The organism is Mumia sp. zg.B21 (assembly GCF_019550855.1).
In the GTDB taxonomy this organism is placed as follows: Bacteria; Actinomycetota; Actinomycetes; order Propionibacteriales; family Nocardioidaceae; genus Mumia.
On the sequence record NZ_JAHWCJ010000005.1, the window covers coordinates 1 to 17167 of the forward strand.

17 protein-coding genes are annotated in these 17167 nt (G+C 67.4%); 9 read left to right on the forward strand and 8 right to left on the reverse strand.

Annotation, left to right across the window (positions count from 1 at the left end):
• Positions 1-244: 244 nt before the first annotated feature.
• Positions 245-778, reverse strand: coding sequence for a hypothetical protein (locus tag KV100_RS19005; protein ID WP_220344765.1), 534 nt, complete (start codon positions 776-778; stop codon positions 245-247).
• Between the two features lie 339 nt (positions 779-1117).
• Between KV100_RS19005 and KV100_RS19010 the strand changes: the two genes are divergently transcribed.
• On the forward strand, positions 1118-1573 hold the full coding sequence (locus KV100_RS19010) for a hypothetical protein (protein WP_220344766.1): 456 nt from the start codon (positions 1118-1120) through the stop codon (positions 1571-1573).
• 1079 nt (positions 1574-2652) lie between these two features.
• On the opposite strand, the gene KV100_RS19015 is transcribed toward KV100_RS19010, so the two are convergent.
• From KV100_RS19015 to KV100_RS20390, 4 genes are read right to left on the reverse strand one after another with little or no spacing between them, the layout of a single operon-like run.
• Positions 2653-4011: an AAA family ATPase gene (locus tag KV100_RS19015; RefSeq protein ID WP_220344767.1), complete on the reverse strand. Its 1359-nt coding sequence runs from the start codon at positions 4009-4011 to the stop codon at positions 2653-2655.
• Positions 4012-4025: 14 nt separating this feature from the next.
• The gene (locus KV100_RS19955; protein ID WP_220344768.1) at positions 4026-5456 is read right to left on the reverse strand and encodes a M23 family metallopeptidase; all 1431 of its coding nucleotides are present in this window, start codon (positions 5454-5456) and stop codon (positions 4026-4028) included.
• A gap of 2 nt (positions 5457-5458) precedes the next feature.
• Positions 5459-6100 (reverse strand): hypothetical protein, encoded by a 642-nt coding sequence (locus tag KV100_RS19025; protein ID WP_220344802.1) that lies wholly within the window; start codon positions 6098-6100, stop codon positions 5459-5461.
• Positions 6003-6233, reverse strand: coding sequence for a helix-turn-helix domain-containing protein (locus tag KV100_RS20390; RefSeq protein WP_374107004.1), 231 nt, complete (start codon positions 6231-6233; stop codon positions 6003-6005). The genes KV100_RS19025 and KV100_RS20390 overlap by 98 nt, the downstream gene beginning before the upstream one ends.
• A 385-nt stretch (positions 6234-6618) precedes the next feature.
• Between KV100_RS20390 and KV100_RS19035 the strand changes: the two genes are divergently transcribed.
• The 8 genes from KV100_RS19035 (at position 6619) to KV100_RS19070 (ending at position 15114) form a co-directional block, all read left to right on the forward strand.
• The gene (locus KV100_RS19035) at positions 6619-7152 is read left to right on the forward strand and encodes a DUF6668 family protein (protein ID WP_220344770.1); all 534 of its coding nucleotides are present in this window, start codon (positions 6619-6621) and stop codon (positions 7150-7152) included.
• A complete protein-coding gene (locus KV100_RS19040; protein ID WP_220344771.1) occupies positions 7149-7469 on the forward strand; it encodes a hypothetical protein in 321 nt (106 codons plus the stop codon). Before KV100_RS19035 ends, KV100_RS19040 begins: the two co-directional genes overlap by 4 nt.
• Before the next feature lie 14 nt (positions 7470-7483).
• Positions 7484-8224, forward strand: coding sequence for a hypothetical protein (locus KV100_RS19045; protein ID WP_220344772.1), 741 nt, complete (start codon positions 7484-7486; stop codon positions 8222-8224).
• An 88-nt stretch (positions 8225-8312) separates the two neighbouring features.
• Positions 8313-9842: a hypothetical protein gene (locus KV100_RS19050; protein ID WP_220344773.1), complete on the forward strand. Its 1530-nt coding sequence runs from the start codon at positions 8313-8315 to the stop codon at positions 9840-9842.
• The gene (locus KV100_RS19055; RefSeq protein WP_220344799.1) at positions 9829-11337 is read left to right on the forward strand and encodes an SCO6880 family protein; all 1509 of its coding nucleotides are present in this window, start codon (positions 9829-9831) and stop codon (positions 11335-11337) included. The genes KV100_RS19050 and KV100_RS19055 overlap by 14 nt, the downstream gene beginning before the upstream one ends.
• A 74-nt stretch (positions 11338-11411) precedes the next feature.
• Positions 11412-12887: an ATP/GTP-binding protein gene (locus tag KV100_RS19060; RefSeq protein WP_220344774.1), complete on the forward strand. Its 1476-nt coding sequence runs from the start codon at positions 11412-11414 to the stop codon at positions 12885-12887.
• Complete coding sequence (locus KV100_RS19065) at positions 12884-14680, forward strand: type IV secretory system conjugative DNA transfer family protein (RefSeq protein WP_220344775.1); 1797 nt, start codon at positions 12884-12886, stop codon at positions 14678-14680. The genes KV100_RS19060 and KV100_RS19065 overlap by 4 nt, the downstream gene beginning before the upstream one ends.
• Positions 14677-15114, forward strand: coding sequence for a DUF4913 domain-containing protein (locus tag KV100_RS19070; protein ID WP_308291485.1), 438 nt, complete (start codon positions 14677-14679; stop codon positions 15112-15114). The genes KV100_RS19065 and KV100_RS19070 overlap by 4 nt, the downstream gene beginning before the upstream one ends.
• On the opposite strand, the gene KV100_RS19075 is transcribed toward KV100_RS19070, so the two are convergent.
• The 3 genes from KV100_RS19075 to KV100_RS19085 are packed head-to-tail and all read right to left on the reverse strand — an operon-like array spanning position 15111 to position 17167.
• Positions 15111-15701, reverse strand: coding sequence for a hypothetical protein (locus tag KV100_RS19075; RefSeq protein ID WP_220344776.1), 591 nt, complete (start codon positions 15699-15701; stop codon positions 15111-15113). The genes KV100_RS19070 and KV100_RS19075 overlap by 4 nt on opposite strands.
• A gap of 54 nt (positions 15702-15755) precedes the next feature.
• Positions 15756-16325 carry a hypothetical protein gene (locus KV100_RS19080; protein ID WP_220344777.1) on the reverse strand — a complete coding sequence of 190 codons (570 nt, stop codon included), beginning with the start codon at positions 16323-16325 and terminating at the stop codon, positions 15756-15758.
• 50 nt (positions 16326-16375) lie between these two features.
• Complete coding sequence (locus KV100_RS19085; protein WP_220344778.1) at positions 16376-17167, reverse strand: hypothetical protein; 792 nt, start codon at positions 17165-17167, stop codon at positions 16376-16378.

Below are 17167 nucleotides of genomic sequence, written 5' to 3' on the forward strand. Positions count from 1 at the left end.
GTTGGCGAGCGCGAGATGTCCGGAGGTGGCCACGACTTGGTGCGGCCTGCTGCGCTTGCCAGGGCTGGCTACGGCTTGCCAGGGCTGGCTACGGCTTGCCAGGGCTGGCTACGGCTTGCCAGGGCTGGCTACGGCTTGCCAGGGCTGCCATCTGGCAGCTATTCTCGATACGTCCACGGCAGTAGCTGTGGAAAGTGAACCCGAGACCCTTCCGGACGGTTGTGGCGCTCGGGTTTTGCGCTTTCTAGACGTCGTTGACGTCCTTGAGGAGCGGTTCGACACGTCGCTTCCAGTCCTGGCCGCCGCGTTGGAACGCCCACCCGATCGCGTCAGGGATTGCAAGTAGCGGCTCCTGTGCAGCCCGCTGGTGCTGGTAGCGGAGACTCTCTCGGCATCCGTGCGACCTCACGAGCTGCGCAAGAGTCGTGCGGTCCCTGGCGTCGAGCGTCTCATCCGATTCCAGACAAACGGCAACCTCGTGACGATCGCTGTGCTCCTTGACCAGTGCTTCAAGGCACGCCTCGCGTCGCAGGAGCTCGGTCTTGTAGGCAGGCCCTGCTCGGTAGATCGTGGCGGAGAAGCCCCACTGCTGGAAACTGCTGAGGATCATCTTCCGGCGCGGGTCGCGTTCGCCCTTCATGTGGAGGCGCTTCTGGCCGGGGAGCACGAGCGTGCGGACGTCCTTACGTGCCTGGGTTACGTCTTCAGGCAGGACCACGCTCGCGATGAGCAGGTAGTCACGCCCCTTCGACTCGTCGACGAAGACATGAACCGTCACGTCAGGGCCCTCCGGTCTCTTTAAGTCGTGGGAGAGAACGTCCGACCCTGCCGGAACGAAGCAGGATCGCGCACGCTCTCCACAAGCGTCATACAGGTCTCAGCCAACGTGATCTGGCCGCGCCGTTCTGGACCTCTCGCGCTTGCAGAAGAACCCTAACCATCCGAGACGACGGGGGAGGCTCCGTCACCCGCTGACGCTGTGCTAAGCACCCGGGACGGATCGGTCTGGCCCCTTGCCGCTGGTTGCCCCTGGATGGCAGGTGGGGCAGCGGCGAGCTGTCCCATCAGCGTGCTCAATGTGCCTCGAGGTGGGTGAGTCACAGCGTCCACACCAGGCTTGGATCTTCTGACGGAACTGCACGGTGTCCTGCCCGGCGGCGCGCTCGACCGTGTCTGGGTGGTCGTTCTGTGGGTCGACGTCGGTCAGGTAGTGCGCGAGGAGCGCGTAGGGACGTCGTACGACGTCGGCGGTCGGCCGTGGGAGTTGGAGCCGGCGCTCCCGTTCGCGGAGAACGTGTTGCAGGTCGCCGGCGGTCCAGGTGACCGATCCGCGAACGAAGCGGGACAGGAGGCCGCGAAGCCGGCCGGGCTGTTCCGTGGCGAGCCAGGGCTCGCGGGTTCGGAGCTCGCCGATCAGCTGGTCGACGCGGGTGCGGTGGGCACGCTGTCGGGCCCACCGGACGGGGTCGTGGGTGGCAGATCGCTTTCGTTGGTGCCGGGCGAGCGGAGCGAGCTCGTTCTTCCTGTTCGCCCTGCGAGGGAAACCAGGGTTAAGGGTCAGATTTTCGGCTGACTGTGCCCTACCACTGGTAGGGGTGACATCGTCCACAGCGGACTGACTTTGCCAGGCGTCCAGGCCCAGCCAGCTGGGGATAATGCACGCTGATTCGTTGGCCATCCCGCGCTGGGGGGAGCCCTGCTGGCGGGCGCGGAAGCACTCTCCGGCTGACAGCATGCGACCGTGTACGACGTCGGCGAGGAGACCGAGCTCGCGTGCCGCGCTGCGGCAGCGTTGAACGGTCCTGGTTGAGACCTCCATGACGGAGGCGACGGTGTCGGGGCGGACGATGAGTCGCCGGCCGGTGGCCTTCTCGGCGTAGAGCGACTCGATCCGCGCCCAGTCGCGGAACATTTCTGGTGCGACGTGGTGTCGCTCGAGCACGTCTCGCCGGGCGGCGATCGCCAGGGGGATGACGATGTTGAGCCAGTGCCAGCGGGTCCGCCATACCGGCAGCTTCGCGTAGGTGCCGTCGTCTGATCCGCGGTCGCGCACGGAGCGGACGCCGGGGTGGCGGCGGGGGAGGACCGCCCGGTCGCGCTCCGCGCGACGGGCAACTACGTGGCCCATCCCGGGTGGGCACTCACGGAGGCCGACCACCCAGGTGACACGCCGCAGCGGTCGGCGGCCGGTTTCCGTATGGGTGTCTGTTGGGGGGTGTATCGTGTTCTCCAAGCGACAGAGCACAGCCGCGAGGGTGTGCTTGTTGGAGCTTCTGACCCGGATCCGCCAAGAAACGGGGTCTGAAGCTTCGGACTGGGGCCCGCACCGCTAGGTGCGGGCCTTCGCTTTTCTATTCGGTTATGAGGCTTGCGCCAGTGGCAGCTCCGTCTGATCGGTGGGCCGAGTCTGCGGGGCGAGCTCGGGGCAACCGTGCTCGCGCGCAAGGATCGTCGACACGTAGTCGGTGATCGTCATCCCTGCTTCGTCGGCCGCGTCCCGGACACGTTCGCCCAGTGCCGACGAAGGCCGGATCATCATGGCGTCCCGCTCGCCCAGACTCGGGCGGCCGCCGCGTCCTCGTTGTCTTGCCATGTCCGGCATCTAACCGGAAACGGAAACCAGAGGGAACGACCGACGCGGCGTTTCTGTTTCTAAAGTCCTCGCGCCACCGCGGCGGCCGCCTCGAGCCAGGCCCGCTGGGTCGATGGGCGCAGCGAGCCGTATCGGAGCAGGCCGTCGACCATGGCCGGGTCGAAGGGGATCGAGACGGCGTCGGCCGCGATCGCGCGGTATCCGTCGGCGACCCGGGCGACGTCGGCTGCTGTCGCCTTGGGGTCGGCCTGCGTCACGACGACGACCGCCTGTTGAGCGAGCCGTGCGGAGCGCTCATCACGCTCGACGAGCGCCTCGAGGAGCAGTGCGCCGGCCTCGGCATGGTCGTCGCGGGTGGTGGTGGCGACGACCAGCTGGTCGGTGTGGTCGATCATCCGCAGCCACATCGGGTCGGACTCGTCGTTACCCGAGTCGATGAAGACGAGCCTGTAGTACTTGCTCGCGACGGCATGGATGGCGTCGACGTCCTCAGGCTCGACGCGCTGCTCGTGGGCGAGGGCGGTCGGCTTGCTGCGCAGCACGTCGAACCGGTCGCGGGTCTGGTGGTGCACGTAGCGGGCGAGATCGGCCGACTGTGCTGCTGTGCTCAGCAGTCGATCGACCTGCGGGAGCAGCTCGAGGAGAGTGGACTCGTGCGGTCCCTGCTCGGTGCGCCAGCCGAGCGTGCCGCGGGTCTGGTTGTTGTCCCATGTCAGCACGCCGGCGCCGCCGTAGCGAGCGAAGACCGCGGCGAGCAGTGCGGTGCTGGGGGTCTTGCCCGCTCCGCCCTTGGAGTTGACGACGGCAATCGTCCGCGGTCCGGGCCAGTGCTGGGACACAGCCGCTGCTGCGCGTCGTTCCGCGAGCTCGTCCGCGCTGGGCCGCATGCGGATCCCGGCGCGTGTGAGAGTGCCGCGCCAGCCCCGGGTGGCGGGCTCCTCGGTGTGCTCTTCGGTGAGGAAGGACCGTCGCAGTTCCGGGCGGCTGGGGGAGGGTCCGCTGTCAGCGCCGACGTCCTCGGCCCAGGGCTGATCGACGACGCCGGCCCGCTCCTGAGCGTGCGGGTCAGGTGTTGCAGGGGGGAGGGGTGGCGCTGCCGGCTGCGGCACCGTTCGCGGAGGAGGCGGCGTCGCATTGACGCGACGCCTCAGCTCGAAGCCTTCATCGGGCGTCACGTTGCCGTCGGCGTGGATGATGATGCTCCACTCGCCATCGGGATCGCGCGAGAGGGTACGGAGCGGGCGGCCGAGCTGTGCGGCGCGTTGGGCGATCAGGGCGACGACCTGCTCCCGCGCCTGGTCGACGCCGGCGGCGGCGAGCTTCTGCACGCTGCCGCCGATCGACACCTCGCCGGTGCCGTCGGGGTTCAGGGTGACCTCGACGTGCGGCCAGGTGGCCGCTTCTGTGGTGGTGCTCATGCCGTTCTCCTTACCTAGCCGAGAGTGAGGCCGACCTCGGACATGAAGTTCTCCGGGTCGACGGGGGAGTCTTTGACGTGCACTTCGAAGTGCAGGTGGGGACCGGTGGACCAGCCGGAGGAGCCGACACGGCCGATCTGTTGGCCTGCGGTGACGCGGTCACCGGCGTCGACGAGGACGCCATTGGCCCACATGTGCTTGTAGCGGGTCTTGATGCCGCCGCCGTGGTCGACGTCGATGGTCCAGCCGCCGTTGCTGTCGGTGTAGGCGTCGATCACGACGCCATCCTGGGCGGCCCAGATGGGACCGCCGTCGCCGCCGCCGGCGAGATCGGTGCCGGAGTGAAGCCGTGTCGACGCCCCTGTCACCGGGTCCTTGCGCATGCCGAAGCCCGACGTGACGGGCCCGTCGGCGGGCTCAGCCCAGCCATCGGGACTGACCTGGCCAGGGGTCGTTGCTTCGCAGCCGGGGACGCTGACGCCGGCGGCGTCTGCCTTGAGGTTGAGGTGCACGTGGTCGTAGTGGTTGGCGGTGTCGGATCCGCGGTCGGCCATCGGCCTCCAGCCTTCGCCCGCGCGGTCGACGGTCCAGATCCGCTGTTGCCAGATGATGTAGTCGACGCCGAGCTGGGCGGCGTTGTCCTGCAGGTAGCGCGCGAGCCGGTCGCCGGTAGCGCGTCCGTTGGGGATGTCGTTGGTCATGAAGTCGAGCGCGAGCCCGGATGGGTGACCGCCTGGATCGCGTGCGGACTCGCGGTAGCCGCCGATGGTCTTGATGCGGAACATCGGGCCGACGCTGTTCGCGACGATGGCGGTCTGAGGTTTGACGTTGCCGAGCGGGTACTGCGACGACGTGACTGGCTTCTCGCCGTTGGCCAGGCCTTTGACGCCGCTTAGGCCCTCGACAACAGCGACCGCAGCGGGCCAGAACTTCGTGTAGTGGTAAGGGTCGGCGTTGCGCTGGACTCGGTGGGCCACGATGGTGGGCTCGAGCGTGTCGCGGTTCTTGATGGTCTTCAGGACCTTGAAGAAGTTGGTGGCCGAGATGAACGGATCCATGCGGTCTGCGTAGGAGCCCCATGCCCCGTTCGCGCGCTGCTGGAACAGACCACGAGAGTCGGGACCCACGGCGTCGCCGTTGTCGAGCACTCGCAGGCTCGACTCACCCATCGCCGTCATGACGCCGATGGTCTGGTCTCGGGCTGACAGCCCTGCTGCATGGCCGGCCTGCATGATGTACGCCGCGTTGACGAGCTGTTCGTGTCCGTAGCCGGCGATGGGGGTCTGGGGCACCGAGCCAGGGTCGATCGCACTGCCCGGCTGCCCACCAGGCGAACACGCAGCGTCGGACTGGCCGCCGAGCAAGATGATGCTGAGCACCAGCGTCAGGATCAGGGCAGGGACGAGCACGGCGGCAGCGAGAACCCCTGACTTGCCGTCGCTCATCCCTAGTTCCCCACGGGTGTGATGCGGCTGGTGAGCCAAGGCGAGCCGGCGTCCTTGCGGGTCAGGATGAGCTGGTACCGGGCCACGCTGGTTGGGATCTCGACGGTCGCGACGTAGGCGCTGGTGTCGAGGACGATGAGTCCGGGGCCGGTGACCTTCAGCGCGGGGATGTTGGCGGGGTCGACGTAGGAGTAATCGGCGGCGGCCTGAGGGGTGAGGAGCGGTTCAAGCTGTGTCCACCAGGTCTGGTGGTCCAGAGTCGGCCGAGCGAACGCCCGGAGTGCGGTTTCTGCTGCCTTGACCACTGCGGCACGCGAGGCGTCGTCCCACTCGGGAACTGGCCGTGGCTCGACGGACTCGCCGGTGTCCTCGTCGACGAGCCCGCTGGGCGGGGGCGTGAACTGCTCGAGGTCAGGCGCTCCTGGTGTGGATGAGGACGGCGCCGGGCTGGGGCTTGCTTCGTCCTGTGCTCCGCACCCGGTCAGAGCCAGAACACCCGTCAGGGCGAGTCCGGCTACCGCTGTGAGCGCGTCCCGGTGTCCACGGTCAATGCGTCCAGCGTGCGTCGACCCATTCCTGGACCTCTTCGCGGTCGAACCGAATGTGCCGGCCGAATCGGCCGTGCGGGAGAGCCATCGCCTCATCCTTTGTCCAGGCGCGAATGGTCTGCTCCGTGACGTCGAACCATGCCGCGAGCTCGGCGACCGTAAGGAGCTTGCCGTCAGCCGGCTCCGGGACGCTTCGCCTCGACATGATCTCCCACCTTCCAATCGTCATTGAAGGTGATCTTTTCACGGAGACGCACCTGTCCCCCCCTCCTACCCCCGAAACAACGTGAACGGTCGCAACTGTACCTAGGTATAGCTCAATCTGTCCAGGTAATGCTAAATAAGTATGGACAGCGCTCTCTATCGTTAGTTATGGTCCTAGCCAGGGGGTGTTTGCGTATGTCTGTGCTATCGAACGAGCGGAGCCACGAGGGATCCTCGCTGGCGTGGCTCCGCTCATCTTTTCCCAGCAAGGGGTCACCTCCGGCGACGTCTCAGTGCCAGGCAGGGACGCGATGACCGATTCCAGCAACCCGTGGCTTTCGCGATCACCCGAGCCCGAGCGGCCCGCTGCGCCGCCTGTCGAGGCCGCGCACCGTCGTCCTACCGGACCGATGACTCCACAGCGAGGAGTCCCTGCCCCCGATCGCGTCGACCAGCTGGCGGTTTATGACCAGCCACAGTCGGCCGAGCTGTGGTGGCTCGGCGTCCACGGTGGAGCAAGCGAGTCCAGCCTGGCCGCTCTGGTGCCGGGCTGGCCTGCGGCCAGCCACGGATGGCCGCGCCCACCTCGGGGGGCGCCCGCGAACGTGGTGCTGACTGCCAGGTCGAGCATGTACGGACTGCGATCAGCACGATCTGCCGCCACCCAGTGGGCCGCCGGCATGGTCCCGCACGTCAAGGTGCTGGGCCTGGTGATCGTCGCGGACGCCCCTGGGCGCCTTCCGCGTCCGCTGCGCGAATTCGCCCAGGTCATCTCCGGGGGCCTTCCTCGAACGTGGACCATCCCTTGGATCGAGTCGTGGCGGGTGGACGAGCCGCTCGCTCTCTCCGACGCACCGCGCGAGGTACGCCGACTCATCGACGACCTTGAGGCTCTCACCCATTCCGGTGCCGTGGGCACCACCAACCGAAAGGAACACCGATGAGCACACTTCTGACGGCCGCCGCTGCGGTGGGCGATCTTGTCGCCCTCGCCCCGGCGGAGGTCATCGCCGGGAACGTGCCCGACCCGTCCCCGCAGCAGCCGCCGGGCACCGACGGCTTCACCGAAATCATGGGCTGGGGCAAGTGGGTCGCCCTCGCCATCTGCATCCTCGGCCTCTTCGCCGCCGGCGCGCTCATGGCGATCCAGTCCCGCCGCGGCGAGGGCGGTGAGCACGTCGGCAAGATCGGTATGGCACTCGGCGGCGTCATCGTCATCTCCGCCGCGTCGGCCCTCGTCGGCTTCCTTGCGACTGCCTGACTCGGAGGCTCAACATGACTACTGACGACAACGAACAGAGCCCGTTCACCCGCCCGAGCTTTATCGCGGCGGGAGTCGTGGTCGCGCTGATCGTCGTCCTCGGGATCGTCATCGGAGTAGTGAACGCAACAAAGGAAGACTCTGAGGCAACATCCCCATCGGCCGACGCAACGAGCAGTGCGCCCTCCAGCTCTCCCACGTCACCCGAGGCCGGCACGGACACGTGCAACCTCCCGGGTGAAGTCTTGTCCGGGACCCTTTCGACGGCTCCTGTAGCCAAATGGGAGTACCAGGGCACGACGGCGTATCCGACATCGATGGAGTACGGACCTCAGCGCGCCGCCGGCGGGGTGCGCGCGTGCTATCAGCACTCACCCGAGGGCGCAGTCTTCACGGCAGCGAACGCTGTGGTCCTTGCAACCGCCGACCTCGAGACTGTGCGCGACTGGTTCGACTACTTCATCGCTACCGGCCCGCATCGCGACTCGATGCTGAGCCAGGAAGATGGCTCAGCCACGAGTGACGGCGTCCGCGCGGAGATTGCTGGCTTCCGGCTGCTTTTCTACGACGGCGACACCGCCCGCGTCGACATCGGTGTTCGCGGGACATCGGAGGGTCAGACCGTCAACCTCTCAATGGTCTATGCGCTTGTGTGGGAGGACGGGGACTGGAAGCTGAACGTGACCGATCCGGACGTGCCGGTCAACGTCGCAGTCGTCCCAGAGTTGGCCGGTTACATCCCCTGGGGGCCCTGAGATGGCGTGCGAGGGATGGAACAGGGCAAACCCGCTCTGCCACGTGCGCCAAGGCGCCGAGTCCTTGGTCGGTGATGCGATCGAAAACATGGCGAACGCGGTCGTCGAGGCGTTCGGGAAGGCGATCGCGTCGCTCGGGACGGTGTGGGTTCATATCGGAACCCCGAACCTCACTGGTTCAGGTGGTAGCTCGGCGATCGAACCGGGTAGCTCTGCCCGAAACTCGAGCGGCATCACAACGGTTCTTGGATACGTCACATGGATCAGCCTGGCGCTGGCGATCCTGTCCTTGTTCATCCTGGGCGCGCTCATCGCCACGCGCATCAGGTCGGGGGAAGGCGTCGCGGCCGTCGGCCGTGTCGGCTTGGTACTGGCCGCCGTGGTGTTCATCTCGGCGGCCAGCGCAATCGTCTCGGGGTTCATGCCGTCAGGGCCCAAGAACGCCGGTGGCGCGGTCCAATTCCTTCAGTCTGGGCTCTGGTGGTACATGGGCGCCGCCGCCGTTGTCTCAGTCATCGTCGGCGGCGCCCGAATGGCGTGGGAGCAGCGGGCAGAACCTGGCCGCGAGACAGTCAAGAGCCTGCTGACACTCGTGGTCGTGGCAGGTGCGGGTGTGACGATCATCGGTCTGCTCGTTGCGGCCGCAGACTCGTTTGCCGTCTGGATCCTCAACGAATCACTCAGCTGCAACGTCTCGGAGGATTCGGCGTGCTTCGGGGAAAACATGCTCATCCTGCTCGCCCTGACCAAGCATCCGGCGGCCGGCGGCCTCGGGTCGCTGCTCATCATCATCTTGGGGCTCGTTGCGATCTTTGCGGCGGCGCTCCAGATCGTTCTGATGGTCGCGCGCGGGGGCATGCTCGTCATCCTGGCCGGCATCCTCCCGCTTTCCGCTTCATTTACGAACACGGAGATGGGCAAGAGCTGGTTCAAGAAGTGCATCGGCTGGACGGTCGCGTTCATCCTCTACAAACCCGCCGCAGCGATCGTCTATGCGGCCGCGTTCCAGCTGGTCGGCACGGACGTGTTCTCCGATGACGGCTCAGGATTCCTGGCAGTGCTCACGGGTTTGATGCTGATGGTCCTCGCGCTATTCGCGATGCCGGCGCTGATGCGCTTCGTGACGCCGATGGTCGGTTCCCTAGCGGCCGGGGGCGCAGGTGCCGCGCTCGCGGTGAGTGCACTCGCGAGCCTGCCGACCGGGGCGGCAGAGCTGGGTCGGCTCATGTCAGGCAACAACGGGTCGGGCTCGCCGGGGCAGTCCGGCTCTAATGGCCAGACAGGTTCACAGGGTCCGTCTGGCGGGCAGAACCATGGACACTCGCCGTCGTCGAGCGTCCCGTCCTCCACATCTCGATCGAACGGACCCGGGAACCGCCCCACTGGGGGTGGCGCACCACCAGGTGGTGGAGGCGCAGGTGGAGGCGCAGGTGGAGGCGCAGCCGCAGGTGGAGGCGCAGCCGCAGGTGGCGCCTCCGCTGCCGGGGCCGCCGCTGGCCCGATCGGTGTGGTGGCCGGCGCCGTAGCGGATGCGGGAAAGAAGGGCGCCGAGGTAGCCCAGCGCCTTGGCGAAGAATCAACTGGTGAAGGGGGAGGCGGTCCTGATGGCAGCCGTTGATACGAGAAGAGGTCCACGGACGTACGGAAACTGGCGGCGACCAACATCGCCAGGCATCCTTGGCCTGGGATCGTTGGGCACGACTCTGCTGCTCGCCGGTCTTATCGCAGTGGTCATCACCGTCATGGTGGCCGGCCTCCTCGAGGCCGTGATCCTGACAGCTGTCCTCGGGGCCGTGATGCTCTCCGTCCTTACGAAGGACTCACATGGCAAGAACGTGATCAGCCGGGCAGGAGCGCGCGGCGCTTGGTGGTCGTCCCGCTCACGGGGAACGAACCTGTATCGCTCCGGTCCACTCGGTCGTGCCCTGTGGGGCACCTACCAGCTGCCTGGTCTCGCGTCACCGACACGATTGAGCGAATACCGCGACTCGTACGGGCGGCCGTTCGCCCTGCTCTACACCCCCGCGACAGGCTCCTACTCAGTCGTGGTTGGGACGGAACCCGACGGTGCGGCCCTGGTCGATCAGGAGCAGGTCGACGGGTGGGTTGCTGACTGGGGCCACTGGCTGGCGAACCTGGGTGACGAGCCCGGGGTCGCCGCGGCGTCGGTGACGATCGAGACCGCTCCAGACTCCGGGACCCGCTTGCGGCGGGAGGTCGAGTCGAACATCGACCTTGATGCGCCACTTTTCGCACAGGAGATGCTCCACGAAGTCGTGGGCCGTTATCCGGTGGGCTCATCCACGGTGAAGGCCTATGTCGCAGTCACGTTCAACGCTGCCCAACGTGCTGGCGGAAAGAAGCGCAGCCCGGCTGAGATGGGCCGTGAGCTCGCCGCACGTCTGCCTGGGTTGACCGCAGGGCTGCAGTCGACCGGCGCAGGTGCGGCACATCCTCTGTCGGCTCAGGAACTCTGCGAGGTCATCCGGATCGCCTACGATCCCGCGGCCGCGGTGCTCATCGACGAAGCGCACGTCGCAGGAGAAACACCCACGTTGATGTGGCCTGAGGTTGGGCCATCCGCTGCTCAGACCGCGTGGGATGGCTACCGACATGACTCCGCGTACTCGTGCACTTGGGCGATGACCCAGGCACCCCGCGGCCACGTGCAATCGGGTGTTCTGGCCCGCCTTCTGGCCCCGCATCGTGACATCGCCCGCAAGCGCGTCACGCTGCTGTACCGTCCCATCGACCCGGCTCGAGCAGCCGGAATCGTCGAAGCAGACCTTCGCGCCGCCGAGTTCCGCATGACCTCGACGAGCAAGCCCGCCGCACGCGACACCCTCGCGGTGCGGGCGGCAGCTGCCACCGCGCAGGAGGAAGCATCCGGCGCCGGGCTCGTGCAGTTCGGGATGCTCGTCACAGCGACGGTCACCGACCTGGACAAAGAGGCCGACGCCCGGGCAGCGATCGACAACCTGGGCGCAACCGCCCGACTGAGATTGCGGCCGGTGTACGGGTCACAAGACTCGGCCTTCGCCGCGGCCCTCCCACTCGGCCTAGTGCTCCCGAAGCACATCAAGGTCCCGTCCGAGCTCAGGGAGAAGCTATGAGCCGCAAGCGGTCACGCGAGCGCCAGACACAGAAAGGCGACAAGCCGCGCGAGCTACGGCCCCAACGCCCGCCCATGCGTGGATGGCTGGGCCGCGGACGGGGCTACTCGAACTACGTCCAGCAGGCTAGTGAGTGGCGTGGCACCACCGTCCAGGTCTGCGGGATGTGGCCCTTCGCCATCGGCACAGGAACACCGATGGTCGGCGTCCCACTCGGCCGACACATCCACACCGGGGCCACGTTGTGCTGTGACCCGATCTCCTGGTTTCAGCGAGCCAAGCTCATCAGCAACCCGTCGACGTTCGTCCTCGGCCGACCGGGACTGGGCAAGTCGACGATCGTCCGCCGGATGGCGACGGGCCTGGCCGGATTCGGCGTCATGCCGCTCGTCCTCGGTGATCTCAAGCCCGATTACGTCGACCTCATCGAGGCCCTCGGCGGCCAGATCATCACGCTCGGCCGCGGCCGCGGATACCTGAACATCCTGGACCCCGGCGAGGCGACGGAAGCCGCCGCCCACCTGCGCGAAGCAGGGTTCGAGAAAGAGGCCGCTCAGGTTCTCGCCGACGCCCACGGCCGCCGCCACACGATGGTCTCAGCGCTGCTGACCATCCTGCGCTCAGCGCCGCCGACCGATCGCGAGGAGACGATCCTCGATCGGGCCCTGAAGCACCTCGACGCACACCACGAGGGTGTACCAGTCCTCGGCGACCTGCTCCGTGTCATCCAGGAAGGCCCGCTCGAGGTGCGCGCTGTGGCCCTCGACCGAGGTGACGACACCCGTTACAAGGCGATCACCGAAAACCTGGAGGCCTCGCTGATCGGTCTGGTCGGCGGCGGCCGGCTGGGCGAGACGTTCGCCCGCCCCACGACCAACCCGATGCGCCGGGACGCACCTGTGGTCTACGACGTCTCCGCGATCGACGACTCCGAGATGGACCTGCAGGCAGCTACGCTGCTCGCCTGCTGGTCGGCAGGATTCGGCACGATCAACGTGGCGAACGCGCTCGCCGACGCCGGACTCGAACCCCGTCGCCACTACTTCGTGATCCTCGACGAGCTGTGGCGCGTGTTGCGCGCCGGGCGCGGGATGGTCGACCGCGTAGACGCGCTGACCCGCCTGAACCGTCAGCGTGGCGTCGGTATGGCGATGATCTCGCACACGATGAGCGACCTCCTGGCGTTGTCCAACGAAGAGGACCGTATGAAGGCACGGGGCTTCGTCGAGCGCGCCGGCATGGTCATCTGCGGTGGATTGCCGTCAGCCGAGATGCCCCAGCTGACCGCAGCAGTCCCGTTCTCGCGGGCCGAACAGGAACTCCTGATCGGCTGGCAGGACCCACCGGCCTGGGATCCCCGTACCGGCCGCGAGACCGAGCCGCCAGGCCGCGGGAAGTTCCTCGTCAAGGTGGGCGGTCGTCCCGGTATCCCGGTCGATGTCCAGCTCACGAGCACCGAGCTGTCGATCAACGACACCAACAAGTTGTGGCACGAGCGCTCCCGCGTCGGTGTCCGCGCACTGCGCACCGGGGCAGGTGATCCCGCATGAGCACGCCGACGAACCGGCGCCGCGATCCGGGGGTTCTGTCCGGCGAGGTCATCTTGCTGTGGCTGGGCATCATCGTGGTCGTTCTCGGCGTCGGCACGGTCTACGCCGCGCTGCATCTCGGCCACCGGCTCGCCGGGACCGGCGTCGACGTGCCGCGGGACCCGTTCGCCGCCACGTTCGGCCTACTCAGCGGCGAGATCGCGTGGCCGGGCTCGTCCGGCTGGTGGGTCGTCGCCGGCGTCCTCACCGCCGTGGCCCTCCTGGCCGTGGCGATCGGCCTTCTCCGGCGCAAGCTGCGACGCAATCGCTCCCGCGTCGACCGGGCCGCGTCCTTCATGGGCCGCGGCCGCGACGTCGAGGACCTGACACGCAAGAGCGCATCGGCCAAGGCCGCGCGCCTCGGAGTCAGCACGGCACCCGGTGTCTCGATCGGGCGCACCGTGGCCACCGGCCAGATGCTCTACGGCTCCTGGGAGGACATGCACATCGACATCTGGGGGCCCCGGACCGGAAAGACCACCTCCCGGGCGGTGCCGGCGATCCTTGAAGCACCCGGCTCTGTCCTCGTCACCTCCAACAAGCGCGACGTCGTCGACGCGACGCGCGAGGTGCGCGCACTGGTCGGCCCGGTGTGGGTGTTTGATCCCCAGTCGCTCGCCCTCGAGGAGCCGACCTGGTGGTGGAACCCCCTCAGCTACGTCACCGACGAAGTGCGCGCCGCCAAGCTTGCCGAGCACTTCGCCTCGGGCTCTCGCGAAGCGGGAGCCCGGACGGACGCCTACTTCGACTCGGCCGGGCAGGACCTCCTCGCTGGGCTACTGCTCGCCGCAGCCCTGGACCATCGGCCGATCACCGACGTCTACACGTGGCTGACCAGGCCGACCGACGAGACGTCCGTCGACATTCTGCGTGCGCACGGGTTCGCGCTCACCTCCGACCAGGTCGCCGGCGTCGTGTCCGCACCGGAGAAGCAGCGCGGCGGTGTCTTCGGCACCGCCCAGCAGATGGCCTCGTGCCTGACCAACCGGCAGGTTGCACGCTGGGTGACACCCCAGGGTGCGGCAGATTCCCGGCCACAGTTCCGGCCGGAAGACTTCGTCCGGGCCGACGGCGGCACGCTCTACTCGCTGTCGAAGGAGGGGCGGGGTACGGCCGGACCGCTGGTGACGGCGCTAACCGTCGCCGTGGTCGAGGCCGCCGAAGAACAGGCCGCACGCTCGGCCGGCGGGCGCCTGTCAACTCCGCTGCTGGGTGTCCTCGACGAGGCCGCGAACGTGTGCCGCTGGCGCGAGCTCCCGAACCTCTACAGCCACTACGGTTCGCGCGGGATCGTCCTGATGACGATCTTGCAGTCGTGGTCGCAGGGCGTCGAGGTGTGGGGCGAGGCCGGGATGAAGAAGCTCTGGTCGGCATCGAACGTGAAGGTCTACGGCGGCGGCGTCAGCGAGGCGTCGTTCCTCGAGGACCTGTCCCGCATGATCGGCGACTACGACCGCCTCTCCCGGTCGACGTCGTACGGACGTGGGCACCGGACGGTTTCTGAGCAGCTGCACCGTGAGCGCATCCTCGACGTCGCAGATCTCGCGGCGCTGCCGAAGGGTCGTGCTGTCGTTCTGGCGTCGGGATCTCGACCGGCACTCATCCGCACGGTTCCTTGGATGGTCGGCCCTCAGGCCGCCGCCGTCAGGGCCTCGATCGCTGCGCATGATCCGCAGGCCGAGCGCACGATCCTCGAGGCACGGTCAGAGCTGCACGCCGTCGAGGCGGTCATCGAAGCGAGAGGGAACTCGTGAGCGACTGGGGCGACGAGGACTACCGATCCGGCGGCCTGGAGCAGCCCTCCGCCTCCCAGGAGACCGCCGATGATCCCGACCTGTATTTCGGGTCCGTCGACGAGTTCGTCCGCGAGTACCTCCGCAACGTCTACCGGCGACGCGTCGACGGCCGGCACCGCTGCTGGGCCGGCCGCTGGTGGGAGTACGACGAGGCGGTGATCCGTCTAGAGGCGTTGTGGCGTTCGTGGGAGAACCTTCGGTTGGACGCCGCGACTGGCATGAGCGTGTGGTGGCGCGACCACGCCGACCACCACATGGCCGTGCTGATGGATCCCGAGGGCCCTTTCGCCTCGGCGACGGAGGGCGAAGAAAACCTCTCCAAGAGAGGTGAACCGCTGCCCTACGTCGCGCCGCCTGACGGCATGTTCCCCGACGTCCGGGTCAGTCTCTAAGGCCGTTCGGCCTCGCTGGGCGCGCGGTGAAATGAGTGCTCCGGCTCATTCAGGGCCTCGATGAGCTCGTCACACTCTTCGACCCATCGGCCGTAATGACGCTCCGCAACATGAGCCTCGTACGGGGCGAGGTTTTGCGACATGTCTGCGAAGACGCCGTCAACTCGGTCATAGAGATCACGAGCCTTCGCACGCACCTGTCTAGACGGGTGGTGCGTCGCGACCTCGTCAAGCGCACGCAACGCTTCACCGACTCCCTCGAACCTAGGTCGGCTGGCCTGCGAGACGTAGACGTCCTCGGGCGCATGATCGAGACCCCATTCGAAGTCGATCCATTCGCGCACCTGGGCCACCTTGGGCAGAAGTTCGCGCCTGGCGTCGAAGAGGTTCTGTTCACGCCGCAGCGCAGCTGCGTGCTCCCGCTCTTCCATTTGCATGGTTCGCGCGTGATCGAGCGCCCTGGTCTGGGCGTTACGCGCGTACGTCCCCTTGATGAACTCGATACCAATGTTGCCGGCAACCGTCCCCAGTCCAGCACCGATCAGGATCGTGCCGACGGCACCGAGCCATGACCAGATCTCGTCCATGGCGGGAGTGTCGCATGCCAGGCGACAGCTCGTGCGACGCTCAGGTACTCCGGTTCAGACCACAACCTCGGTGCAACCCACGTTCATGAAACCGTCCGTGCTTATGTCCTCGATCGGTGAAAGCGTTCCGTCGTGATCTCGCTGCCAGAACTGGCCGGCGGCGTCGCGAAACTGGATTCGTATGGTCGCGAGGTTCATACCATCGGCGCCAGCCATGCGCTCGAGGTCGTCAGTGAGCTGTTCGGCCTCGTACATAACTCCGGCCTGGGAGGGGGGGATCACCATCCCGACAATCAGGTTCATTTTGATGAACTGTCCGGCGTACCAGCACCATGCCCACACCTCGTAGACCGGCGCATCGGACGCATTGCGGATGTAGAGGTGCCACTGGAACGTCCCAACCCGGCGCACCCACGCTGAGACAAGCGAAGCCTGGGCGCGCTCCTCCACCTTCTGTGCCCGCTCCTCAGATGCGACCAGGCGTCTCGTCAGGGCCTGCTCTCGTCGCCATGCAAGCACGGCAAAAACCAGCGCGACGCTGGCGACCACGAGTGCGCCGAGGGTTGACCAGCCCGCCACAACGTCGGCGACGTCGACTGTGTCTTCGTCGATCGCGAGAGTCACCGCGCATCACCCGCGGTTCGCACAGTGGCCCAGCGACCGCCAGATGGTGCTCACCGGTCGAGTCCGCTCCTCTGCACCTGCGCCGCACGGCCTCGGGTCTCGCGGGCCTTGCTCTTCTTGGGTCCGCCGGCGTCCTTCACTGCCGCGGTGGCGGGTTGAGCCTGGCTGACGTCTGCGCGCATCTTCGTGGCGACGGCCTCGCCGTCGATGCCTTTGGCTTCGAGGTCGCGGGCTGTTCGCTCGCGGCGCTCGGCGCTGTCGTACTTCATCTCTGCGGCTCCGCGCTCGCTGTCGCCCGAGTCAGTGTCGGTCATCGCTTCGTGCTCGTTGCGTCGTTCCTCGCGGTTCGCCTCCGCCATCAGTCTCTGTGCCTCGGCGATCTCGGCGCTGGAGCGGTTCCGCTCGGCGCTGGCGTCGGCGAGGTCCCGCTGGGCGCGCTCGACCGCCGCGCTTACGGCGGCGGGGTCGGCTTGGGTGTTGTTGACGTCCACGCCGTAGCGGGCGCGCAGCTGGTCCCTCATGTGCTGCTCGGTTCGTGCTGCCTCGGGATCGTCTTTCGCCCATGCGCGGGCCACCTGGTAGGTGTGCCCGATCTGTTTGGGGTCGGCGCGATCCCACCAGTCCGGACGGTAGACGTTCGCGAGCTCGGCGTGTGCTGCCCGCTGCTCGACCTCGATCCGTGAGCGCAGTTCGCGCGCCTCCTGCTCGCTTTGGGCCTGAGCGCGCCGGGCAGCCGCTTCGCGCAATCGGGCGATGCGTTCACCGACCTGGCTGGCCGCGGTGATGAGGACACGAAGCTGTCCCTCGAACGCTTCTGCGATCCCGTCGCTCTCTTCCGCCAT

What these genes read in the sequence shown, in the direction of transcription:
- KV100_RS19015 (WP_220344767.1), bottom strand. Translation starts at nt 4,011, where the DNA reads ATGAGCACCACCACAGAAGCGGCCACCTGGCCGCACGTCGAGGTCACC.
- KV100_RS19955 (WP_220344768.1), bottom strand. Translation starts at nt 5,456, where the DNA reads ATGAGCGACGGCAAGTCAGGGGTTCTCGCTGCCGCCGTGCTCGTCCCT.
- KV100_RS19025 (WP_220344802.1), bottom strand. Translation starts at nt 6,100, where the DNA reads ATGAGGCGATGGCTCTCCCGCACGGCCGATTCGGCCGGCACATTCGGT.
- KV100_RS20390 (WP_374107004.1), bottom strand. Translation starts at nt 6,233, where the DNA reads ATGACGATTGGAAGGTGGGAGATCATGTCGAGGCGAAGCGTCCCGGAG.
- KV100_RS19035 (WP_220344770.1), top strand. Translation starts at nt 6,619, where the DNA reads ATGACTCCACAGCGAGGAGTCCCTGCCCCCGATCGCGTCGACCAGCTG.
- KV100_RS19040 (WP_220344771.1), top strand. Translation starts at nt 7,149, where the DNA reads ATGAGCACACTTCTGACGGCCGCCGCTGCGGTGGGCGATCTTGTCGCC.
- KV100_RS19045 (WP_220344772.1), top strand. Translation starts at nt 7,484, where the DNA reads ATGACTACTGACGACAACGAACAGAGCCCGTTCACCCGCCCGAGCTTT.
- KV100_RS19050 (WP_220344773.1), top strand. Translation starts at nt 8,313, where the DNA reads ATGGCGAACGCGGTCGTCGAGGCGTTCGGGAAGGCGATCGCGTCGCTC.
- KV100_RS19055 (WP_220344799.1), top strand. Translation starts at nt 9,829, where the DNA reads ATGGCAGCCGTTGATACGAGAAGAGGTCCACGGACGTACGGAAACTGG.
- KV100_RS19060 (WP_220344774.1), top strand. Translation starts at nt 11,412, where the DNA reads ATGCGTGGATGGCTGGGCCGCGGACGGGGCTACTCGAACTACGTCCAG.
- KV100_RS19065 (WP_220344775.1), top strand. Translation starts at nt 12,884, where the DNA reads ATGAGCACGCCGACGAACCGGCGCCGCGATCCGGGGGTTCTGTCCGGC.
- KV100_RS19075 (WP_220344776.1), bottom strand. Translation starts at nt 15,701, where the DNA reads ATGGACGAGATCTGGTCATGGCTCGGTGCCGTCGGCACGATCCTGATC.
- KV100_RS19085 (WP_220344778.1), bottom strand. Translation starts at nt 17,167, where the DNA reads ATGGCGGAAGAGAGCGACGGGATCGCAGAAGCGTTCGAGGGACAGCTT.